Genomic DNA, 16,955 nt, shown 5'->3' with positions numbered 1-16,955 from the left:
CGCCCGGCCGGTAAGGGCGCCGCACCTGGGCGGCAGCCCTTACACCCCTGACACCCCGCAGCACCCCGCACCTCGCTGGCACCCCGTACACCCCGTACTCCCCTCGCGGCGTCAGCGTGACGCGCGGCGGCGGGACGCCTCGTACAGCACCACGCCGGCCGCGACACCCGCGTTGAGCGACTCGGCGCCGCCCGGCATCGGAATCCGCACCCGCACGTCGCACGTCTCGCCGACCAGCCGGGACAGCCCCTTGCCCTCGCTGCCGGCGACCACGACCACCGGGCCGTCCAGCAGCTCCAGGTCCTGGAGCTCCAACTCCCCGTCGGCGGCCAGCCCGACCACGGTCAGCCCGGCCTTCTGGTACGCCTCAAGGGTGCGGGTGAGGTTGGTGGCACGGGCCACCGGCACCCGGGCGGCGGTGCCCGCGGAGGTCTTCCAGGCGCCCGCGGTCATACCCGCCGCGCGCCGCTCGGGCACCACCACGCCGTGCCCGCCGAACGCGGCGACCGAGCGCACCACGGCGCCGAGGTTGCGCGGGTCGGTGACGCCGTCGAGCGCCACGATCAGCGGGTCCTCGCCGCGGCCGGCGGCGGCCGCCACCAGGTCCTCGGGGTGGGCGTACTCGTAGGGCGGGATCTGGAGCACCAGCCCCTGGTGGTTCAGCCCCGCGGTGATCCGGTCGAGCTCCGGCCGCGGCGCCTCCAGCAGCGGCACCCCGCGGTCAGTGGCGAGCGTCACGGCCTCGCGCACCCGGTCGTCGTTCTCGATGTACTGCTGGACGTAGACGGCCGTCGCGGGGATGTCGGCGCGCAGCGCCTCGACCACCGGGTTGCGCCCGACCACCATCTCCGAGGTCGACTTGGCACCGCGGCCCGACGGCCGGCGGGACTGCGACGACACGGTCCTGCGGGCCTGCGCGTTGGCGACCCGGTTCTTCTTGTGCCCCTTGCGCACCTCGGCCGGCGGCGTGGGGCCCTTGCCCTCGAGGGCCTTGCGGCGCTGCCCGCCACTGCCGACCGTGGCGCCCTTCTTGTTGGACGTACGGCGGTTCCTGCGCTGGCTGTTCCCGGCCATGGGACACTCTCACTTCTTCGGTCGAACGCTGCAAAGCTCCACGGGTCCCGCGAGCCGGTGAACACCGGAGGCCGACCCCGGAGGCCAACCCCTGGAAGACCGGCCCCTGCGGGCCGGTCGCCGAGGTCAGCCCCTGAGCGTCCAGCGCGAGCCGGTCGGGGTGTCCTCGATCTCCAGACCCGCCTGGACGAGCTGGTCGCGGATGGCGTCGGCGGTGCCGTAGTCCTTGCGGGACCGCGCGGACTGCCGCTGCTCCAGGACCAGCTGCACCAGGGAGTCGACGACGCCGTGCAGGTCGTCGCCGCCCTCGGAGCCGCTCCAGTGCGGGTCGAGAGGGTCGAGACCCAGTACTCCGAGCATCGCACGGACCTCGGCCAGACGCGCGACCGCCGTCTCCTTGTCGTCGGCGGTGAGCGCGCTGTTGCCCTGCCGGACCGTGGTGTGCACCACGGCCAGCGCCTGCGGGACGCCCATGTCGTCGTCCATCGCCTCGGCGAAGGCCGGCGGGACCTCGGCGGCCGGCTCGACCACACCCGCCTTCTCCACCACGCGCTGCGCGAAGCCCTCGATCCGGGCGAACGCCGACTCGGCCTCGCGCAGGGCCTCCTCGCTGTACTCGATCATCGAGCGGTAGTGCGGGGTGCCCAGGTAGTAGCGCAGCACGATCGGCCGCCAGCGCCGCACCATCTCGGAGACCAGCACCGAGTTGCCGAGCGACTTGCTCATCTTCTCGCCGCTCATGGTGACCCACGCGTTGTGCACCCAGTACTGGGCGAACTCGTCGCCGTACGCCTTCGCCTGGGCGATCTCGTTCTCGTGGTGCGGGAAGATCAGGTCGATGCCGCCGCCGTGGATGTCGAAGACGCGGCCCAGGTACTTGTGGACCATCGCCGAGCACTCCAGGTGCCAGCCGGGCCGGCCGCGGCCCCACGGGGTCTCCCACGACGGCTCGCCGGGCTTGGCGGCCTTCCACATCGCGAAGTCCCGCTGGTCGCGCTTGCCGGTCTCGCCGTCGCCCTCCGGCTGCCGCAGGTTGTCCAGCTCCTGGTTGGACAGCTCCAGGTAGTCGGGGAACGAGCGCACGTCGAAGTAGACGTTCCCGTCGGCCTCGTAGGCGTGGCCGCGCTCGATCAGGCCGCGCATCATCTCGATCATCTCCGGCACATGGCCGGTGGCCCGCGGCTCGTACGTCGGCGGGAGGCAGCCCAGCGCGTCGTAACCGCTGGTGAAGGCGCGCTCGTTCTCGTACCCGATCGCCCACCAGGGACGGTCCTGCTCGGCCGCCTTCCTGATGATCTTGTCGTCGATGTCCGTCACGTTGCGCACGAAGGTCACTTCGTAGCCGCGGTAGCCGAACCACCGGCGCATGATGTCGAAGTTCAGACCGGACCGGATATGGCCGATGTGCGGGGCCGCCTGCACGGTGGCGCCACACAGGTAGATCGAGACGCGGCCCGGCGTGAGCGGGGCGAAATCACGAACCTGGCGCGCGTTGGTGTCGTACAGGCGAATAGTCACGGAGACAAGGGTAGTGGCTCCACGTGAGCGGCCCGCCCCCTCTACCCGATCCTGACATCTCCTCGACACACCACGCCGGCCGGCCCCGCACAGACGGTCCGGGAGCCGTCAGGACGCGGTCGTGCGCGCGGTCCGTACCACCAGCGCCGTGGCGATCGCGGCGAGCCCTTCACCGCGGCCGGTGAAGCCCAGCCCGTCCGTGGTGGCGGCGCTGACGAAGACCGGCGCCCCCACGGCGGTGGCCAGTACCTGCTGCGCCTCGTCGCGCCGCTTCCCGATCTTGGGCCGCTGCCCGACCACCTGGACGGCCACGTTCCCGATCACGAACCCCGCGTCGCGGACGATCCGGGCGGCCTCGGCGAGGAGCGTCAGCCCCGACGCCCCCGCCCACTCGGGCCGCCCGGTGCCGAAGTGCGCGCCGAGGTCGCCGAGCCCGGCCGCGGAGAACAGCGCGTTGCACGCGGCGTGCGCGACCACGTCGGCGTCGGAGTGCCCGGCGAGGCCGGTCCCCTCGCCCTCCCATTTCAGGCCCGCGCACCACAGTTCGCGGCCCTCCTCGAAGGCGTGGATGTCGGTGCCGATGCCGACCTGCGGCAGCCCCGGCAGCCCGCCGTCGTACGGTCCTGCGCTGTGCTCCTCAGTGACCATGGGCCCTCCTGCGGGCGAGTACGGCCTCGGCGAGCACGAGGTCCAGCGGACGGGTCACCTTGAACGCCTCTTCGTGTCCGGGCACCACCCGGACCGGCACGCCGAGTTGCTCGACCATGCTCGCGTCGTCCGTGACGTCCTGGGTGACGGTGGCGTGCGCCTTGGCGAGTACGGCCCGGTCGAAGCCCTGCGGGGTCTGTACGGCGCGCAGCAGGGCGCGCTGCGGGGTGCCGGTGACCGCGCCGGTCTCCGGCTCGACGCTCTTGACGGTGTCGGCGAGCGGGAGGCCGGGGACGACGGCCGGCGCGCCGGCGCGCACCGCCTCGACCACGCCTTCGACGGTCTCCACCGGCACCAGCGGGCGGGCCGCGTCGTGGACCAGCACCACGTCGACGTCGTCGGGCAGCGCGGCCAGGCCGAGCCGTACCGAGTCCTGCCGGGACTCGCCGCCGGGGACGACGGTGACGGCGGTCGCCTCGGGCAGTTCGTGGGCGTCGAGCAGCGCCCTGACCTCGGCCGCGCCGTCGGGCGGAGCGACCACGACGATGACCTGGACGGCCCGGGCCGCGGCCATCGCGCGGACCGCGTGGACGAGGATCGGCACCCCGCCAAGGGTGCGCAGCGCCTTGGGCGCGCCGGGGCCGAGCCGGACGCCACGTCCGGCGGCGGGAATGACAGCGGCGGTACGCAGGTTTGTGTCCTTGTGTCAGATGGGTATCGCACTCAGAGTGCCTGGCGCGGTGTTCCTCCGGACCCCTTCCGTGACCTCCGGAGGACCTTCGCTCGCCCGGCACGAGGGGCATGCCGTGGCATCAGCATGCCGCGGCACCCGGTCATCCTGCTCAACCGGGTGCCGCGGCAGGTCCCCCGAGGGTGGCCGGGGGTGCGTCTGCGTAAGTCGGTACGTCACATGGGGCGGCGTGTGGTCTCACACCGGCAAGGACGCGACACGAGAACGTCCGAAAAGGGACGGTCTTACGACGCGAGGACCTCGTCGAGCAGCGTCTCGGCCTTGTCCTCGTTGGTGTTCTCGGCCAGTGCGAGTTCGCTGACCAGGATCTGTCGCGCCTTGGCGAGCATGCGCTTCTCACCCGCCGACAGGCCGCGCTCGCGCTCACGCCGCCACAAGTCGCGCACGACCTCCGCGACCTTGATGACGTCGCCGGACGCGAGCTTCTCCAGATTTGCCTTGTAGCGGCGGGACCAGTTGGTGGGTTCCTCGGTGTACGGCGCGCGCAGCACCTCGAAGACCCGGTCCAAACCGTCCTGACCGACCACGTCGCGTACGCCGACGAACTCCGCATTGTCCGCGGGCACGCGTACCGTCAAGTCGCCCTGGGCGACCTTGAGCACCAAGTAGGTCTTGTCCACGCCTTTGATCTGGCGAATTTCGATCGCTTCGATCAGCGCGGCCCCGTGATGGGGATAGACCACGGTGTCGCCAACCTTGAACGTCATGTGACAGGTACCCCTTCCGTGGCTATCCAGGGTAACACGGGAACGGCGTCTTCTGAATGGCGTTTCCGCAGGTCAGGGCATATCTCGGGGCTTGACAACCGCCCCCGGAACGTGCTGGAGGGGGCGCCCGCGACGGGGTATTCGCAGGTCGGAGCCGGTATACGCCGGGCCCGAAACGTACCCGTTACAGCCCCGAACGGCCCCGAACGACGGGCGATACGTCCCGATTCGTCGCTTCCACCGGAGTGCGCCCTCGCTACGCCGTTCGGGCCGGTGGCCGGTTACCGGCCGTCCGAAGATCGAATTTTGCCCGATCATGGAAAAGGCCCCGTGACCGATCTTGGGGCGCGCCGGTAATCAACGCGCCCTAAAGGCGGGGCCGGTGCACGGCTGAGGGCGTGGCGTCGGTAATGTAAGGCCGCTGGAAGATCTTCCGTACCCTGCCCAAGGAGATGCCGCCGCCGTGGTCCGCAGCATCCGTCGCGGCGCTCTCGCCGCCGTACTCGCGCTCTCGCTCGCGCCTCTCGCCGCCGCCTGTTCGGCCGGCAACGACGCGGCGACGCTGGAGGTTCACCCGGACAGCGACTCGGGGTCGACGGGGAACGTGAAGGTGCAGAACGCCTTCGTGCTCACCGACCCGAGCGGACCGGCGACCCTCACCGCCCGCCTGTTCAACAACGGCTCCTCCGCCCAGAGCCTGCAGTCCGTGCAGATCGGCGGGACCACGATGGCCACGCTCAAGGGCGCGCACGGCGGGTCGACGATCAGCGTGCCGGCGCACGGCAGCGTGCTGATCGGCGGCAAGGGCAACCCCGCGGCGGTCCTGCCCGGGCGGAACGAGGCGCTGCGTGACGGCGACGTCCAGAACGCGGTCTTCTCCTTCAGCTCGTCCGGCGCGGTGAAGATGGAAGTCAACGTGACGCCGGCGAGCAGTTACTTCGCGCCGTACGGGCCGGGTTCGCTGCCCACGACGGCGCCGACGACGCCGTCGACGGGTTCCACGCCGACCGGCTCGCCCGGGTCGTCCGACAAGACCTCCGGCAAGTCCTCGGACAAGACGTCCGGCAAGTCGTCCGGCAAGTCCTCGGACAAGACGTCCGGCACCTCGTCGAGCACGCCGACCGGCACGGAGACGCCCAAGGCGTAGCACGCAGACGACGTAAGGGGCTCGACACCAGGTGTCGAGCCCCTTACCGTTCGCGGCGCGCCGGGCCGGTCTACGGCTCGAACTTGTAACCGAGGCCGCGGACCGTCACCAGGTAGCGCGGCGCGCCCGGGTCCGGCTCGATCTTCGCCCGCAGTCGCTTGACGTGGACGTCGAGGGTCTTGGTGTCGCCGACGTAGTCCGCGCCCCAGACCCGGTCGATGAGCTGCATCCGGGTGAGCACGCGCCCGGCGTTGCGCAGCAGCATCTCCAGCAGGTCGAACTCCTTCAGCGGGAGGTCCACCTTGCCGCCGCCGACGGTGACCACGTGCCGGTCCACGTCCATCCGGACCGGACCGGCCTCCAGAGCGGCCGGCGAGATCTCCTCCGGCTCGCCCCGGCGGCGCAGCACCGCACGGATACGGGCGACCAGTTCCCGGGAGGAGAAGGGCTTGGTCACATAGTCGTCGGCACCTATTTCCAGGCCGACCACCTTGTCGATCTCGCTGTCCTTGGCGGTCACCATGATCACCGGGACATTGGACTTGAGCCGAAGCTGGCGGCAGACCTCGGTGCCGGGCAGGCCCGGCAGCATCAGGTCGAGCAGTACCAGGTCGGCGCCGTTGCGCTCGAACTCGTCCAGCGCGTCGGGCCCGGTCGCGGAGATCGCGACCTCGAAGCCCTCCTTGCGGAGCATGTACGACAGCGCGTCGCTGAAGGATTCTTCGTCCTCTACGACGAGTACGCGGGTCACGGGAGGACCTCCGGGGCGGGGATGTGTTCGGGGAGGGTCTGGAAGAGCTTGTCGTCCGTCGGCTCGTCGACGGCGTCGTCGTACTGCTCGTCCGGGTCGGAACGGGCGGATGGGTGGGACCGTTCCGGCTGGTGGGGTAGGTCGGAGCGGTCGGATCGGTCCGATCCGGAGCCTGGTTCCGGGGGACGGCCGCGGGCTGCCTCGGGCAGGCGCAGCGTGAAGGTGGAGCCCTGTCCCTCGGCGCTCCACACCGTGACCTCCCCGCCGTGCGAGGCGGCCACGTGTTTGACGATGGACAGTCCGAGACCGGTGCCGCCGGTGGCCCGCGAGCGCGCCGGGTCGACCCGGTAGAAGCGCTCGAAGACCCGTTCGCGGTCCCGCTCGGAGATGCCGATGCCCTGGTCCGTCACGGAGATCTCGATCAGTCCCCCAGAGCCTGCGGCCTGGGTGGTGCCCCCAACGCCGGCCGCACTGATCCGGCGGGCGGCGATGCCGACCCGGGTACGGGCCGGACTGTAGTTGACGGCGTTCTCGACGAGATTGCCGAGGGCGGCGGCGAGCTGGCCCCGGTTGCCCCAGATGAAGAGATCGGGGGTGGTGCCGGTGGCCATGGTGATCTGCTTGGAGTTGGCGGGCTGCCGGCAGCGGTCGACGGCCTCGGCGACGAGGTCGTCCACGGCGACCGGCTCGGCGTCGACAAGGGCGTCGTCGTCCTGGACCCGGGACAGGTCGATGATCTCCTGCACCAGGCTGGTCAGCCGGGTGGCCTCGATCTGCATGCGGCCGGCGAAGCGGTTGACCGCCTCGGGGTCGTCGGACGCGTCCATCACCGCTTCGGAGAGCAGCGAGAGGGCGCCGACCGGGGTCTTCAGCTCGTGGCTGACATTCGCCACGAAGTCGCGGCGCACCGCCTCGATCCGGCGGGCCTCGGTCAGGTCCTCCACCAGCAGCAGCACCAGCCGGGAGCCCAGCGGGGCGACCCGGGCGGAGACCGCCAGCCCTTCGCCCCGCCCGGCACCGCGGCGTGGCAGGTCCAGCTCGACCTGGCGTATCTCGCCGTCCCTGCGGGTCTCGCGGGCCATCTGGAGCATCTGGTCGACGGCCAGCCGGCCGCCGCGGACCAGCCCGAGGGCGTACGCCGCCGAGCTGGCCTTGACCACGGTGTCGCCTTCGTCGAGGACGACGGCGGAGGAACGGAGCACGGACAGGACGGTGTCCACGCCCGGCGGTAGTACAGCGGTCATGTTGTCGGTCCGTTGCGCTTTGCGGGTGGGCCGGGCCTGTTCCCGCTCGCTCCACCGGAACGCGAGTACGGCGCTGGCGCCGGTCAGGAGACCGGCTATCGCGCTGGCGGCGGCTACTGCCGCGTTCACGTCCACACCTACAGGTTAGGTGGCCTGCTCAATTGCTTTACAACCCCGGGAGCGAGCTCTCGGATGTACGTTGCCAAGAGTTCACCTTGAGGAAGGTCCTGATTCATCTGCGAGGCGCGATCGGTACGCGTACACCCATCAGCGTGTGAGCGTGGAGGAGAAGCCTCTCTTTTGAGCACAGTTTCTGAGCACACGTTTCGGCCACGGCATGTGTGCCCTCGGCCTGTACGGAAGGAAAGCGATGCGGGACGCATACCACGAGGAGCTTGACTCGATCGGTGACGGGCTGGTCGAGATGGCCCGGCTGGTCGGGTCCGCGATCGGCCGTGCCACCACCGCGATGCTGGACGCGGACCTCAAGGTCGCGGAGAGCGTGATCGCCGCGGACGAGAAGGTCGACGACCTCCAGCGCGAGCTGGAGAACCGCGCGATCACGCTGCTCGCCCGGCAGCAGCCGGTCGCCACCGATCTGCGGATCGTCGTGACGAGCCTGCGGATGAGCGCCGACCTGGAGCGCTCCGGCGACCTGGCGCGGCACGTGGCCAAACTCGCCCGGCTGCGCTTCCCGGAGTCGGCCGTGCCGCGCGACCTGCACAGCACCATCCTGGAGATGGGGCAGCTCGCGCAGCGGCTGATGGCGAAGGCCGCCGAGGTGATCATCACCAAGGACGTCGACGACGCGCTCCAGCTCGAAGCGGACGACGACCGCATGGACGAGCTGCACCGCACCCTCTTCCAGCACCTCCTCGACGACCGCTGGAAGCACGGCATCGAGACCGCGGTCGACGTCACACTGGTCGGCCGGTACTACGAGCGCTTCGCCGACCACGCGGTCTCGGTCGCCAAGCGGGTGGTCTACCTGGTGACGGGCGAGCACGCGGACGAGCTGAGCCCGACCCCGACGTCGGTCGAGGGCGCGTAACGGCGGGGGCGCGCGTTCTTACGGTGAGGCGCGTCCTACGGCGGGCCGGTCAGCGGCTCAGGGCCGGCGGCGGCGCACGGCAGGGCCGCCGGTTCCGGTTCCGGGTCCGCGTCACCGGTCGACGGTCGCGGCCCGGGGCCGGCGGCGGGGCGCGCGCCCCGGCCAGGCGGAGGGGGGCGCGCGGGGCGGCGGCGCCTGCCCGGGATGCCCTCGTGCGCCCTTGAACACCGGAACACGCCGGGGTTCACTGGTGGTCAGGCAAGCCTGAGGAGGGTGTCACCGATGCCGCAGTCCCCCACCCCACCGCCCGTCCGCGACCGCGACCGCCCCGCGCCAGAGAACGCGTCCCCCCTGCGCACCCCGCTCCCCCTGGTCGCCGCCTGCGGCTGCGGCTCGGGCTGCGGCTGCGGCTGCCAGTCCGGCGGCCCCTGCCAGTGCAGCGGCTGCTCCCACTAGTTCCTCCCACCAGCACGCGTATCCAGGCTCCGCCCGGTCGACCGGGCGGAGCCCGCGCATGCCGGGGCCGGCCGGCAGCTCAGCCGGCAGCCGCGCCGGCGTATGTCCGCGCGGGGCGTCAGCCAGCCGTCGCGTTGGCGGTGAGCTGTCGCCCGCGAGGGCATGCGGTGGTTCTGGGACCAGTGCACGACCAGCAAGGCGGAGCGCGCCGAGATCACCGTCTCGCCGCTGCGGACACCACCGACCAACAGGCCGGCCTGCCCCCGGCCCTGGTGATCACCGGCGAGACGGACGTGCTGCGCGACGAGGGCGAGGCGTACGCGAACAAGCGGCGCGCCGCGGGCGTACCGGTCACCGCTGTCCGCTACCAGCGGCATCATCCACGACTTCGTGATGGTCGACGCCCTCCGCGAAACCCACGCCGCCCAGGCCGCGATCACCCTCGCCGCCGCCACCCTCCGACGCGCTCCACGCCTGACTCCGCCCGCGCCCAGCTCCGACAGGAGAACTCACAACGGCGGTGGCGGCGCCCAACGCTTCCGCTGCCGCCGTCGCCTGAACTCCCCGACGGGAACCGGAAGTGCCACGAGCAGGGGAATGAAGGCCACTTGCCGCCACGACTCGTCAAAGACCCACCGGTCCACGGCGACACAGAAAGCAGCCCAGGCGCACAACGCAATGATCAGCAGACGCCAACGCCTTTGCTCGCTCATCCCATCCCCCCGCTTCCGACCCCCGCGAGGTCTCTCCCCGAACACAGACCGGCGCAGGCACCTGCCTACTGGCTCCCCTGCCTACGCCACAACCAAGCCTCAGGAAAGGGAGGTTCCCCGAGTCCGCGAGAAGCGCACCGCCACCTGCGCCGCCCCGCGCACTTCGGCCCGGTCCGCAACCGCCCGCAGGGTTCGTTCCAGGCCGCCCGCATCCCGCTGGAAGGGGGCATGGGTGCCGTGAAGAAGTACTTCTGCCCCGATTGTTGGCGGGGATCGCGGCGACCTGGGGTTTCGCTGGTGAGGGCGCCTGCCGTGCATGCCGGAGGGGTCGTCATCGGTCGTCCTTGGGCACCGTCGAGCAGCGCCGGACGGCCCGGGAGACGATCCCCTACGGGCGCGCCCGCTCATCCAGCCTGAGCTTCACCTGATGATTGTGGTCGGCATGCCAGATCACCCGGCCCGTGACCACGGCGCCCATGGGCGGTAGATCCATCTCGCGAGGCATAGCCGTGATCTCGGCCAGGCCCACAGCATTAGGCACACCGTCAATCCGGATGAACACGCCGAATGGTTGGCGACCGATGACGAGGCCGCTGACCGATGCTCCCATCGGCAGGGAGGACACGGTCGCCGGCCAACTTCGGCGGACGTCTTCTTGCGCCGAGGTTCCGAGCCCTGGCGGCCACACGTACTCGGACACGAGGCAGATCGTACCGGCAAGGTGCGGCACCGTTCAGCCCCAACTTGGAAGACCAGTGCAGCGCCCCCGCCGTGACCTTCTACGGGACCTGTCGCTGGGGTGGGTCGGCTGTGGTCTGGGTGGTTGCTGTACTTCGCTGCGGCCCTGGGGGCAACGTTCGGGACACGGCTCCGGAGAGCCCCCGTCCGTGCGAATCACCGCGAGTCCCCGCGACTTCCCCTCCGACGTGGCACGCGCGTGGCACGTCGGCCCGGCTCACTGGCCAGACCCAGGAACCTTCTGCTTCGGTGACGTGGGGCGGCGTACATAGAGAATGATCACCGTCGTGAGCACTATGCCTCCTAGCAAGGCAAGCGCCCCTCCGAGACGGAACGTCTGATGAGATCCGAACAACACCCAGACACCGTCGTACAGCAGGCCCGCAGTCAATAGGCATGGCTCGAACAGCAGACCCGTTTTCGGGATGAAGTGCCTCCAAGTAATCGACTGACGGGGCCTCCGTGGCCAGGTTCGAAGCCAGTTGCCAAACCGCTTACCCGCTGGCATGGGCGGCAGGGGTTCGGCGCGGTGTCTCCCGGACTCGACCATGTCTAGATCATGAACCTCAGTTCGAGAGCAGACAACGACAATCGGCCGGACCACCTCCCTCCACCTGCACCATTCGCCTCAACCGACCCCCTCCTAGCTCCCATCCCGTCTGCCGTCGGCCCGCACTGATGTGGAGCGGGCGTGGTTCGGGGCGTCAAGGTGGAGCGCGCCACTGTACGAACGACCTTGACGCCCTGGGCCGCGACTGCTCGGTTTGCCCGGGTCGATGGCAGACGGGATGGGAACTCCCGCACCCCTCGCACGACGAACCCGCGGCCGCCAACGGGTTGGGGCCATCCCGGAGCCGGAGCGCCCCCGCCGGAGGCATGGCCTTGACCCTGGCTGTGCGGTCTCGCCACCCGCCTGGGCGGACCGCGCCGCGTACTGGCCCGGCGCCGCCGCTACCTCCTCGACGGGCGCCCGGTCGAATTCGCCGCGTCCTACCTCCCGTTGGACCTCGCCCGCGGCACCGCCATCGCCAAGCCCAACCCGGGCCCCGGCGGCATCTACGCCCGCCTCGAAGAACTCGGCCACCGCTTGGACCACTTCGAGGAGGAGATCCGCGCCCGCATGCCCGCCCCGCAAGAGGTCAAGACGCTCCACCTGGCATCCGGAGTGCCCGTCATCCACCTCATCCGCACCGCGTACGACACCGAGGGACGCGCCGTCGAAGTCTGCGACACCGTGATGGCAGCCGACGCGTACGTCCTCGCCTACCAGCTTCCGGCCACGTGAGCACGGCCTATGCAGCCGCAGCGTCGACGATCCGGGCAGGCTCCCCGAACTCGTACACACCAACATCTCAACTCATATAGACGAGTAGCCAGGCCGCGTGATGAGCCGGTGCTCGTTCCGACTCCTCCGGGGACACCGAACGATCAAGATTTTTCAGCCCACAGCCGCTCTGGGGTTGAACCGTCGAGCACGACACGGCCCGCAGACGGCCCCGGACCCGCGCATGCCCCCTTCCCGCGGATGAACCCGCAGGTCGGGGGCATGGTGAGGCTGGAAGGGCTACTTCTTGCCCTGGTTCTTGACCGCTTCGATCGCGGCGGCCGCGGCGTCGGGGTCGAGGTAGGTGCCGCCGGGGATGACCGGGCGGAAGTCGGTGTCGAGGTCGTAGGCGAGGGGGATGCCGGTGGGGATGTTCAGGCCGGCGATGTCGGCGTCGGAGATGCCGTCGAGGTGCTTGACGAGGGCCCGCAGCGAGTTGCCGTGGGCGACGACGAGCACGGTGCGGCCGGTGAGCAGGTCGGGCACGATGCTGTCGTACCAGTACGGGAGCATCCGCTCGACGACGTCCTTGAGGCACTCGGTGCGGGGACGCAGCTCCGGCGGGATGGTGGCGTAGCGCGGGTCGTCGGACTGGGAGTACTCGGCGCCGTCGGCGAGCACCGGCGGCGGGGTGTCGTAAGAACGGCGCCAGAGCATGAACTGCTCCTCGCCGAACTCCGCGAGGGTCTGCGCCTTGTCCTTGCCCTGGAGGGCACCGTAGTGCCGCTCGTTCAGCCGCCAGGAGCGCCGCACCGGGACCCAGAGCCGGTCCGCCGCCTCCAGGGCGAGCTGGGAGGTGCGGATCGCGCGCTTGAGCACGGAGGTGTGCAGCACGTCGGGGAGCAGGCCGGCGTCCTTGAGCAGCTCGCCGCCCCGGACCGCCTCCTTCTCACCCTTGTCGTTGAGGTTGACGTCCACCCAGCCGGTGAAGAGGTTCTTCGCGTTCCACTCACTCTCGCCGTGGCGGAGCAGGATCAGCTTGTACGCAGCAGCAGCCATGCCTCTGAGCGTAATGGAAATCGAGTGGCGCCCCGCGACCGGCCTATGTAATCTGCGCATCGTGAGAGTGACTATTACATCGACGGTGCGGGAGACCATGTCGGGGCTGCCCCGGCAGTTCTGGTGGTTGTGGACAAGCACCCTGGTCAACCGGCTGGGCGGCTTCGTCGCGACCTTCCTCGCGCTGTACCTGACGGCGCAGCGCGGCTACTCCCCTTCGTACGCCGGGCTGGTGGCCGCGCTCTACGGCCTGGGCGGGGCCGGCGGCGCGGTGCTCGGCGGGGTGCTGGCCGACCGGATCGGGCGCCGGATCACCCTGCTCACCGCGCAGGTCGGCGCCGCCGCGGCCACCGCCGTGCTCGGCCTGGTCACCGCGCCGCTCGCCGTCGCCGCGGTCGCCGCGCTCCTCGGCCTCGTCGGCAACGCCTCCCGCCCCGCGCTCTCCGCGATGATCGCCGACCTGGTGCCGCCGGAGGACCGGGTGCGCGCGTTCTCCCTCAACTACTGGGCGATCAACATGGGGTTCGGCGTCTCGGCGGCCGTCGCGGGCTTCGTCGCCGCCGAGGGCTACCTCTGGCTGTTCCTCGGCGACGCGGTCACCACGCTGCTGTGTGCGCTGGTGGTCTTCGCCAAGGTCCGGGAGACGCTGCCGAGCGCCGTGCCGAATGCCGCGCCGAGCACCGTGCCACGTGCCGCGGCGCACGCCACGTCGGGTGCCGCGCCCGGCCGCAGGGCCGCACGCACCGCCGCAGCCGGGAAGGGCGATCCGCGCACCGCCCCCGCCGGCCCCACCCGCCCGATCACCCTCGCCGACGTCGCCCGCGACCGCCGCTTCATGGCCGTGGTCGGCCTGACCTTCCTGGTCGGCGCGGTGATGCAGCAGGGCTCCTCCACCCTCGCGGTCGACATGGGCGCCGACGGCTACTCGGCGCGGCAGTACGGGCTGGTGATCGCGCTGAACGGCCTGGTGATCGTGCTGCTCCAGATCCCGCTCACCCGGGCACTGCGTTCGCGCAGCGCGGCCGGCCTGCTGGCCACGGGGTCGCTGCTGATGGCCTGGGGGTTCGGGGCCACCGCCTTCGCCGGGTCCGTGGCGGTCTACGCGCTGACCGTCGTGATCTGGACGGTCGGCGAGATCGTGCACGCCCCCGCGTCCATGTCGGTGGTCGCCGACCTCGCCCCCGCCTCCGCGCGCGGCCGCTACCAGGGCATGTTCTCGCTGTCCTGGTCCGCCGCCGCCTTCGCCGGGCCGCTCGCGGGCGGCGTCACCCTGGACCACCTCGGGCGGGGCGCCGTCTGGTGGGGATGCGCGGCCGTCGGCACCGTGGCGGGCGCGGGCTACTACGGCCTGCTCCGTACGCGTACGTCGCCGCTTCTCGCGGAGGTGCCCGCTCCGGCGGCGCCGCCCGCCGCACAGACCTCACCCGCCGCACAGACGCCGGCCGCACAAACGCCAACACCCGTCGCTCCGACCGGGAACGACCTCGACCCGGTCTGACCGCACCGCCTCCGCCCGCCCCGCCACGCACCCCCGCCACGCACCCCCGTCACCGCAGCAGTTCACGCTGCGCCCGGTACAGATCCGCGGGGACGTCCGCGGCCGGACCGGGGGCACCGTAGGACTGGAGCCTGGTGTCGAGCGGGCCGGCGAAGTCGGGGGTATCGGTCTGGGCGAACTCGGTGACCTCGGAGACCGCGACCGTCGCGCTGCGCGGGGCGACCTCGTCGATGCGGACGCAGCCCGCCCGGCCGTTGGTGACGGTGATGTTCCAGTGGGTGAACCGCGCGCCGTAGAGCGGCCCGGCGGTCAGGTCGCCACCGTGCCGACCGTCGTTCTCGCAGCTGATGTCGGTACGCACGCAGGCGAACGGCAGCCCGCGGTGGGTGTCGAAGGTCCCCATCTCCATCCGCCCGCCCGCCCAGACGTTGTAGGACGACAGCCCCTCCACGTTGATGCCGTGCAGTTGGGCGTCCGGCGGGGCCGGGGTGGTGCGGCGCTCGACGGCGAAGTCGGTGACGAGGTTGTCGTGCGAGCCCTCGCGGCAGGCGTACGCGTGGTGGCAGCCGCGGCCGGCCACGCGGGTACGCCGGAAGGTGGTGGCCTTCGCCGCGACCATCAGAAAGCCGTTGTCGACGTCGACCGCGTGCACGTCGTCCACCCAGCAGTCCCAAGTGCATTGCGCGGCAAGGCCGTTCCAGCCCCGGTCCCGCAGGTGCGGGCCCTGCTCGCCGGCCGCCGTCGCGATCGTCAGGCCCTCCACCCCGGAGCCGGTCAGCGGCCGCACGCAGGTGGTGAACGTCGGTTGCCACTCCGAGCGGGTGTCCAGCGGCAGCGGCCGGTCGAGGCCGATCTCGTCCCCGTCGACGGACGCGATCCGCACCGGCCACTCGTACGGCAGGTACGACAGCAGCTTCGTCTTGTCCGACCAGTCGTACGCCGCCGCGCCCGGCACGTCGCCGGCCATGTGCCGCAGCAGGCCATGGGACGGGGTGTCGGCGTACTGCAGCAGAACCCGGTCTCCGGCCCGCAGCGACGAGGGGTCGTCCACCCGCACGCTCCAACTGCCCTGCAGTGACTCCGTGGTGACCCGGGCCAGCGGCTCGAAGTCCGTTCGGCGGTTGCCGGTCCAGCCCTCGAACGGCCAGTCCCGCTCGCGGATCGCGCCGGTCAACTCGCGGTAGCGGGCCGCCGGACACATCCAGACCAGGCCGCCCGCCCACGACCAGCTGGACTTGTCGCCGCCGTATCTGCTGCCGTAGCCACCGACGATCTCCTCCAGCGGGCGGGTCGCGTACAGCGTGGTCCGCCCGCTGCCCGCGCCCCGCAGCGTGGTGCCGCTCCAGCCGACCTGCACCACGTCGTCGATCCGGTACGTGCCGGGGCCCAGCAGCACCTCCCCGCCGCCGGACTCCCCCACCTCACGCAGCGCCCGGTTGATCGCGGGCGCCGCGTCCGCCGTGCCGTCCGCCCGCGCACCGAACTCCTCGACGCGCGCCCGGAGTTGGCGCCGGGGGAAGTCGGTGGCGCCGTCCGCGCAGCCGGCCTGCGCCACGTAGGGGATCTGCGGGTGCGCGTAGGGATTCGCCACGAACTCCGCCCACAGCCCGCCGCCCGGGTGCTCCGCCATGGCCCCGCCCTCCACTGAGTTCATGAATCTGAATACGATTCACTCATGCGTCCGCCGGTACGATACGCGGGATGGCTTCCGACGGGAACGGGGAAGACCCGCCTGCCGCGGATTCGTCCAGGAGACGTAGGCGTCTGCGGAGAGGACGGGCGGCGGCCCGCTACTCCTCGGAGGACGGCCTGGTCAGGTGGGTGAACGCATCCAGGTTGCGGGTGGACTCGCCGCGGGCCACCCGCCAGGCGTACTCCTTGCGGATCGCGGACGCGAAGCCGAGTTCGAGCAGCACGTTGAAGGAGCCGTCCGCGTTCTCCAGGACCGCGCCCAGGAGCCGGTCGACCTCCGCCGGGGTGACGGCGGCCAGCGGGAGGCGGCCGGCGAGGTAGACGTCACCGAGCCGGTCGATGGCGTAACCGACGCCGTACGTACGGAGGTTGCGTTCGAGCAGCCAGCGGTGGAAGGCGTCGTGGTTCTCGTCGGGGTGGCGGATCACGAAGGCGTTGAGGGAGAGGGTGTGCTCGCCGACGATGAGCTGGGTGGTGGTGGACAGCTTGCGGGTGCCCGGGAGTTGGGTGACGTACGTGCCCACGCGGGGTGACTCCCACGGGAGTTCGGCCTCGCGCAGCGCCTGCTCCACCGCCGCCCGGGCGCGGGCGGTGGCCGGCGACGGCGCGCGGCCGGTGTCCGCGGGCTCCGGCGGCTCGGGAGA

14 protein-coding genes and 2 pseudogenes are annotated in these 16,955 nt (G+C 71.2%); 5 read left to right on the top strand and 11 right to left on the bottom strand.

Translation table 11 applies throughout. The annotated features are described in order from the left end of the window. Positions 1 to 111: 111 nt before the first annotated feature. The 5 genes from rlmB to OG370_RS23990 form a co-directional block, all read right to left on the bottom strand. The gene (gene rlmB, locus OG370_RS24010) at positions 112 to 1,074 is read right to left on the bottom strand and encodes a 23S rRNA (guanosine(2251)-2'-O)-methyltransferase RlmB (RefSeq protein WP_328467591.1); all 963 of its coding nucleotides are present in this window, start codon (positions 1,072 to 1,074) and stop codon (positions 112 to 114) included. 126 nt (positions 1,075 to 1,200) lie between these two features. Beyond that, complete coding sequence (cysS, locus tag OG370_RS24005; RefSeq protein WP_328467589.1) at positions 1,201 to 2,592, bottom strand: cysteine--tRNA ligase; 1,392 nt, start codon at positions 2,590 to 2,592, stop codon at positions 1,201 to 1,203. A gap of 108 nt (positions 2,593 to 2,700) precedes the next feature. Beyond that, positions 2,701 to 3,240 carry a 2-C-methyl-D-erythritol 2,4-cyclodiphosphate synthase gene (gene ispF / locus OG370_RS24000; protein WP_328467587.1) on the bottom strand — a complete coding sequence of 180 codons (540 nt, stop codon included), beginning with the start codon at positions 3,238 to 3,240 and terminating at the stop codon, positions 2,701 to 2,703. Next, positions 3,230 to 3,931 carry a 2-C-methyl-D-erythritol 4-phosphate cytidylyltransferase gene (gene ispD, locus OG370_RS23995; protein WP_328474354.1) on the bottom strand — a complete coding sequence of 234 codons (702 nt, stop codon included), beginning with the start codon at positions 3,929 to 3,931 and terminating at the stop codon, positions 3,230 to 3,232. The genes ispF and ispD overlap by 11 nt, the downstream gene beginning before the upstream one ends. A gap of 284 nt (positions 3,932 to 4,215) precedes the next feature. After that, the gene (locus tag OG370_RS23990) at positions 4,216 to 4,698 is read right to left on the bottom strand and encodes a CarD family transcriptional regulator (protein WP_103889522.1); all 483 of its coding nucleotides are present in this window, start codon (positions 4,696 to 4,698) and stop codon (positions 4,216 to 4,218) included. A gap of 463 nt (positions 4,699 to 5,161) precedes the next feature. On the opposite strand from OG370_RS23990, the gene OG370_RS23985 reads away from it, so the two are divergent. After that, positions 5,162 to 5,845 (top strand): DUF461 domain-containing protein, encoded by a 684-nt coding sequence (locus OG370_RS23985; protein WP_328467583.1) that lies wholly within the window; start codon positions 5,162 to 5,164, stop codon positions 5,843 to 5,845. A 70-nt stretch (positions 5,846 to 5,915) separates the two neighbouring features. On the opposite strand, the gene OG370_RS23980 is transcribed toward OG370_RS23985, so the two are convergent. Next, on the bottom strand, positions 5,916 to 6,596 hold the full coding sequence (locus OG370_RS23980; protein ID WP_031525271.1) for a response regulator transcription factor: 681 nt from the start codon (positions 6,594 to 6,596) through the stop codon (positions 5,916 to 5,918). Continuing rightward, positions 6,593 to 7,975, bottom strand: coding sequence for a sensor histidine kinase (locus OG370_RS23975; protein ID WP_328467580.1), 1,383 nt, complete (start codon positions 7,973 to 7,975; stop codon positions 6,593 to 6,595). Before OG370_RS23975 ends, OG370_RS23980 begins: the two co-directional genes overlap by 4 nt. A 235-nt stretch (positions 7,976 to 8,210) precedes the next feature. Between OG370_RS23975 and phoU the strand changes: the two genes are divergently transcribed. Continuing rightward, on the top strand, positions 8,211 to 8,891 hold the full coding sequence (gene phoU / locus OG370_RS23970; RefSeq protein ID WP_328467578.1) for a phosphate signaling complex protein PhoU: 681 nt from the start codon (positions 8,211 to 8,213) through the stop codon (positions 8,889 to 8,891). A gap of 609 nt (positions 8,892 to 9,500) precedes the next feature. Continuing rightward, positions 9,501 to 9,815 (top strand): annotated as a pseudogene (locus OG370_RS23965) (alpha/beta hydrolase fold domain-containing protein); the annotation flags it as partial. A 633-nt stretch (positions 9,816 to 10,448) separates the two neighbouring features. Here OG370_RS23965 and OG370_RS23960 read toward each other — a convergent pair. Further along, a complete protein-coding gene (locus tag OG370_RS23960; protein WP_328467576.1) occupies positions 10,449 to 10,760 on the bottom strand; it encodes a hypothetical protein in 312 nt (103 codons plus the stop codon). 939 nt (positions 10,761 to 11,699) lie between these two features. On the opposite strand from OG370_RS23960, the pseudogene OG370_RS23955 reads away from it, so the two are divergent. Further along, positions 11,700 to 12,083, top strand: a pseudogene (locus OG370_RS23955) (UTRA domain-containing protein); the annotation flags it as partial. 279 nt (positions 12,084 to 12,362) lie between these two features. Here the strand turns inward: OG370_RS23955 and OG370_RS23950 are convergent. Continuing rightward, entirely contained in the window at positions 12,363 to 13,121 is a 759-nt protein-coding gene (locus OG370_RS23950) for a phosphoglyceromutase (RefSeq protein ID WP_328467574.1), read from the bottom strand. A gap of 97 nt (positions 13,122 to 13,218) precedes the next feature. Here OG370_RS23950 and OG370_RS23945 point away from each other — a divergent pair, with 97 nt between their 5' ends. Further along, the gene (locus OG370_RS23945) at positions 13,219 to 14,619 is read left to right on the top strand and encodes an MDR family MFS transporter (RefSeq protein WP_328474352.1); all 1,401 of its coding nucleotides are present in this window, start codon (positions 13,219 to 13,221) and stop codon (positions 14,617 to 14,619) included. A 49-nt stretch (positions 14,620 to 14,668) separates the two neighbouring features. On the opposite strand, the gene OG370_RS23940 is transcribed toward OG370_RS23945, so the two are convergent. Together OG370_RS23940 and OG370_RS23935 are read right to left on the bottom strand one after the other, a co-directional pair. Then, the gene (locus OG370_RS23940) at positions 14,669 to 16,249 is read right to left on the bottom strand and encodes a glycosyl hydrolase family 28-related protein (protein WP_328467572.1); all 1,581 of its coding nucleotides are present in this window, start codon (positions 16,247 to 16,249) and stop codon (positions 14,669 to 14,671) included. Between the two features lie 160 nt (positions 16,250 to 16,409). Continuing rightward, a complete protein-coding gene (locus tag OG370_RS23935; protein WP_328474350.1) occupies positions 16,410 to 16,883 on the bottom strand; it encodes a YbjN domain-containing protein in 474 nt (157 codons plus the stop codon). Between the last annotated feature and the right edge of the window lie 72 nt (positions 16,884 to 16,955).

Origin of the sequence: Streptomyces sp. NBC_00448 (assembly GCF_036014115.1) — a bacterium.
Classification (GTDB): Bacteria; Actinomycetota; Actinomycetes; order Streptomycetales; family Streptomycetaceae; genus Actinacidiphila.
This window is presented reverse-complemented; position numbering and strand designations above follow the sequence as displayed.

Bases quoted from the DNA above. Each gene is read 5' to 3' on its own strand.
- OG370_RS23990 (WP_103889522.1), bottom strand. From the start codon at position 4,698: ATGACGTTCAAGGTTGGCGACACCGTGGTCTATCCCCATCACGGGGCC.
- OG370_RS23950 (WP_328467574.1), bottom strand. From the start codon at position 13,121: ATGGCTGCTGCTGCGTACAAGCTGATCCTGCTCCGCCACGGCGAGAGT.
- ispF (WP_328467587.1), bottom strand. From the start codon at position 3,240: ATGGTCACTGAGGAGCACAGCGCAGGACCGTACGACGGCGGGCTGCCG.
- OG370_RS23945 (WP_328474352.1), top strand. From the start codon at position 13,219: ATGTCGGGGCTGCCCCGGCAGTTCTGGTGGTTGTGGACAAGCACCCTG.
- phoU (WP_328467578.1), top strand. From the start codon at position 8,211: ATGCGGGACGCATACCACGAGGAGCTTGACTCGATCGGTGACGGGCTG.
- rlmB (WP_328467591.1), bottom strand. From the start codon at position 1,074: ATGGCCGGGAACAGCCAGCGCAGGAACCGCCGTACGTCCAACAAGAAG.
- OG370_RS23940 (WP_328467572.1), bottom strand. From the start codon at position 16,249: ATGGCGGAGCACCCGGGCGGCGGGCTGTGGGCGGAGTTCGTGGCGAAT.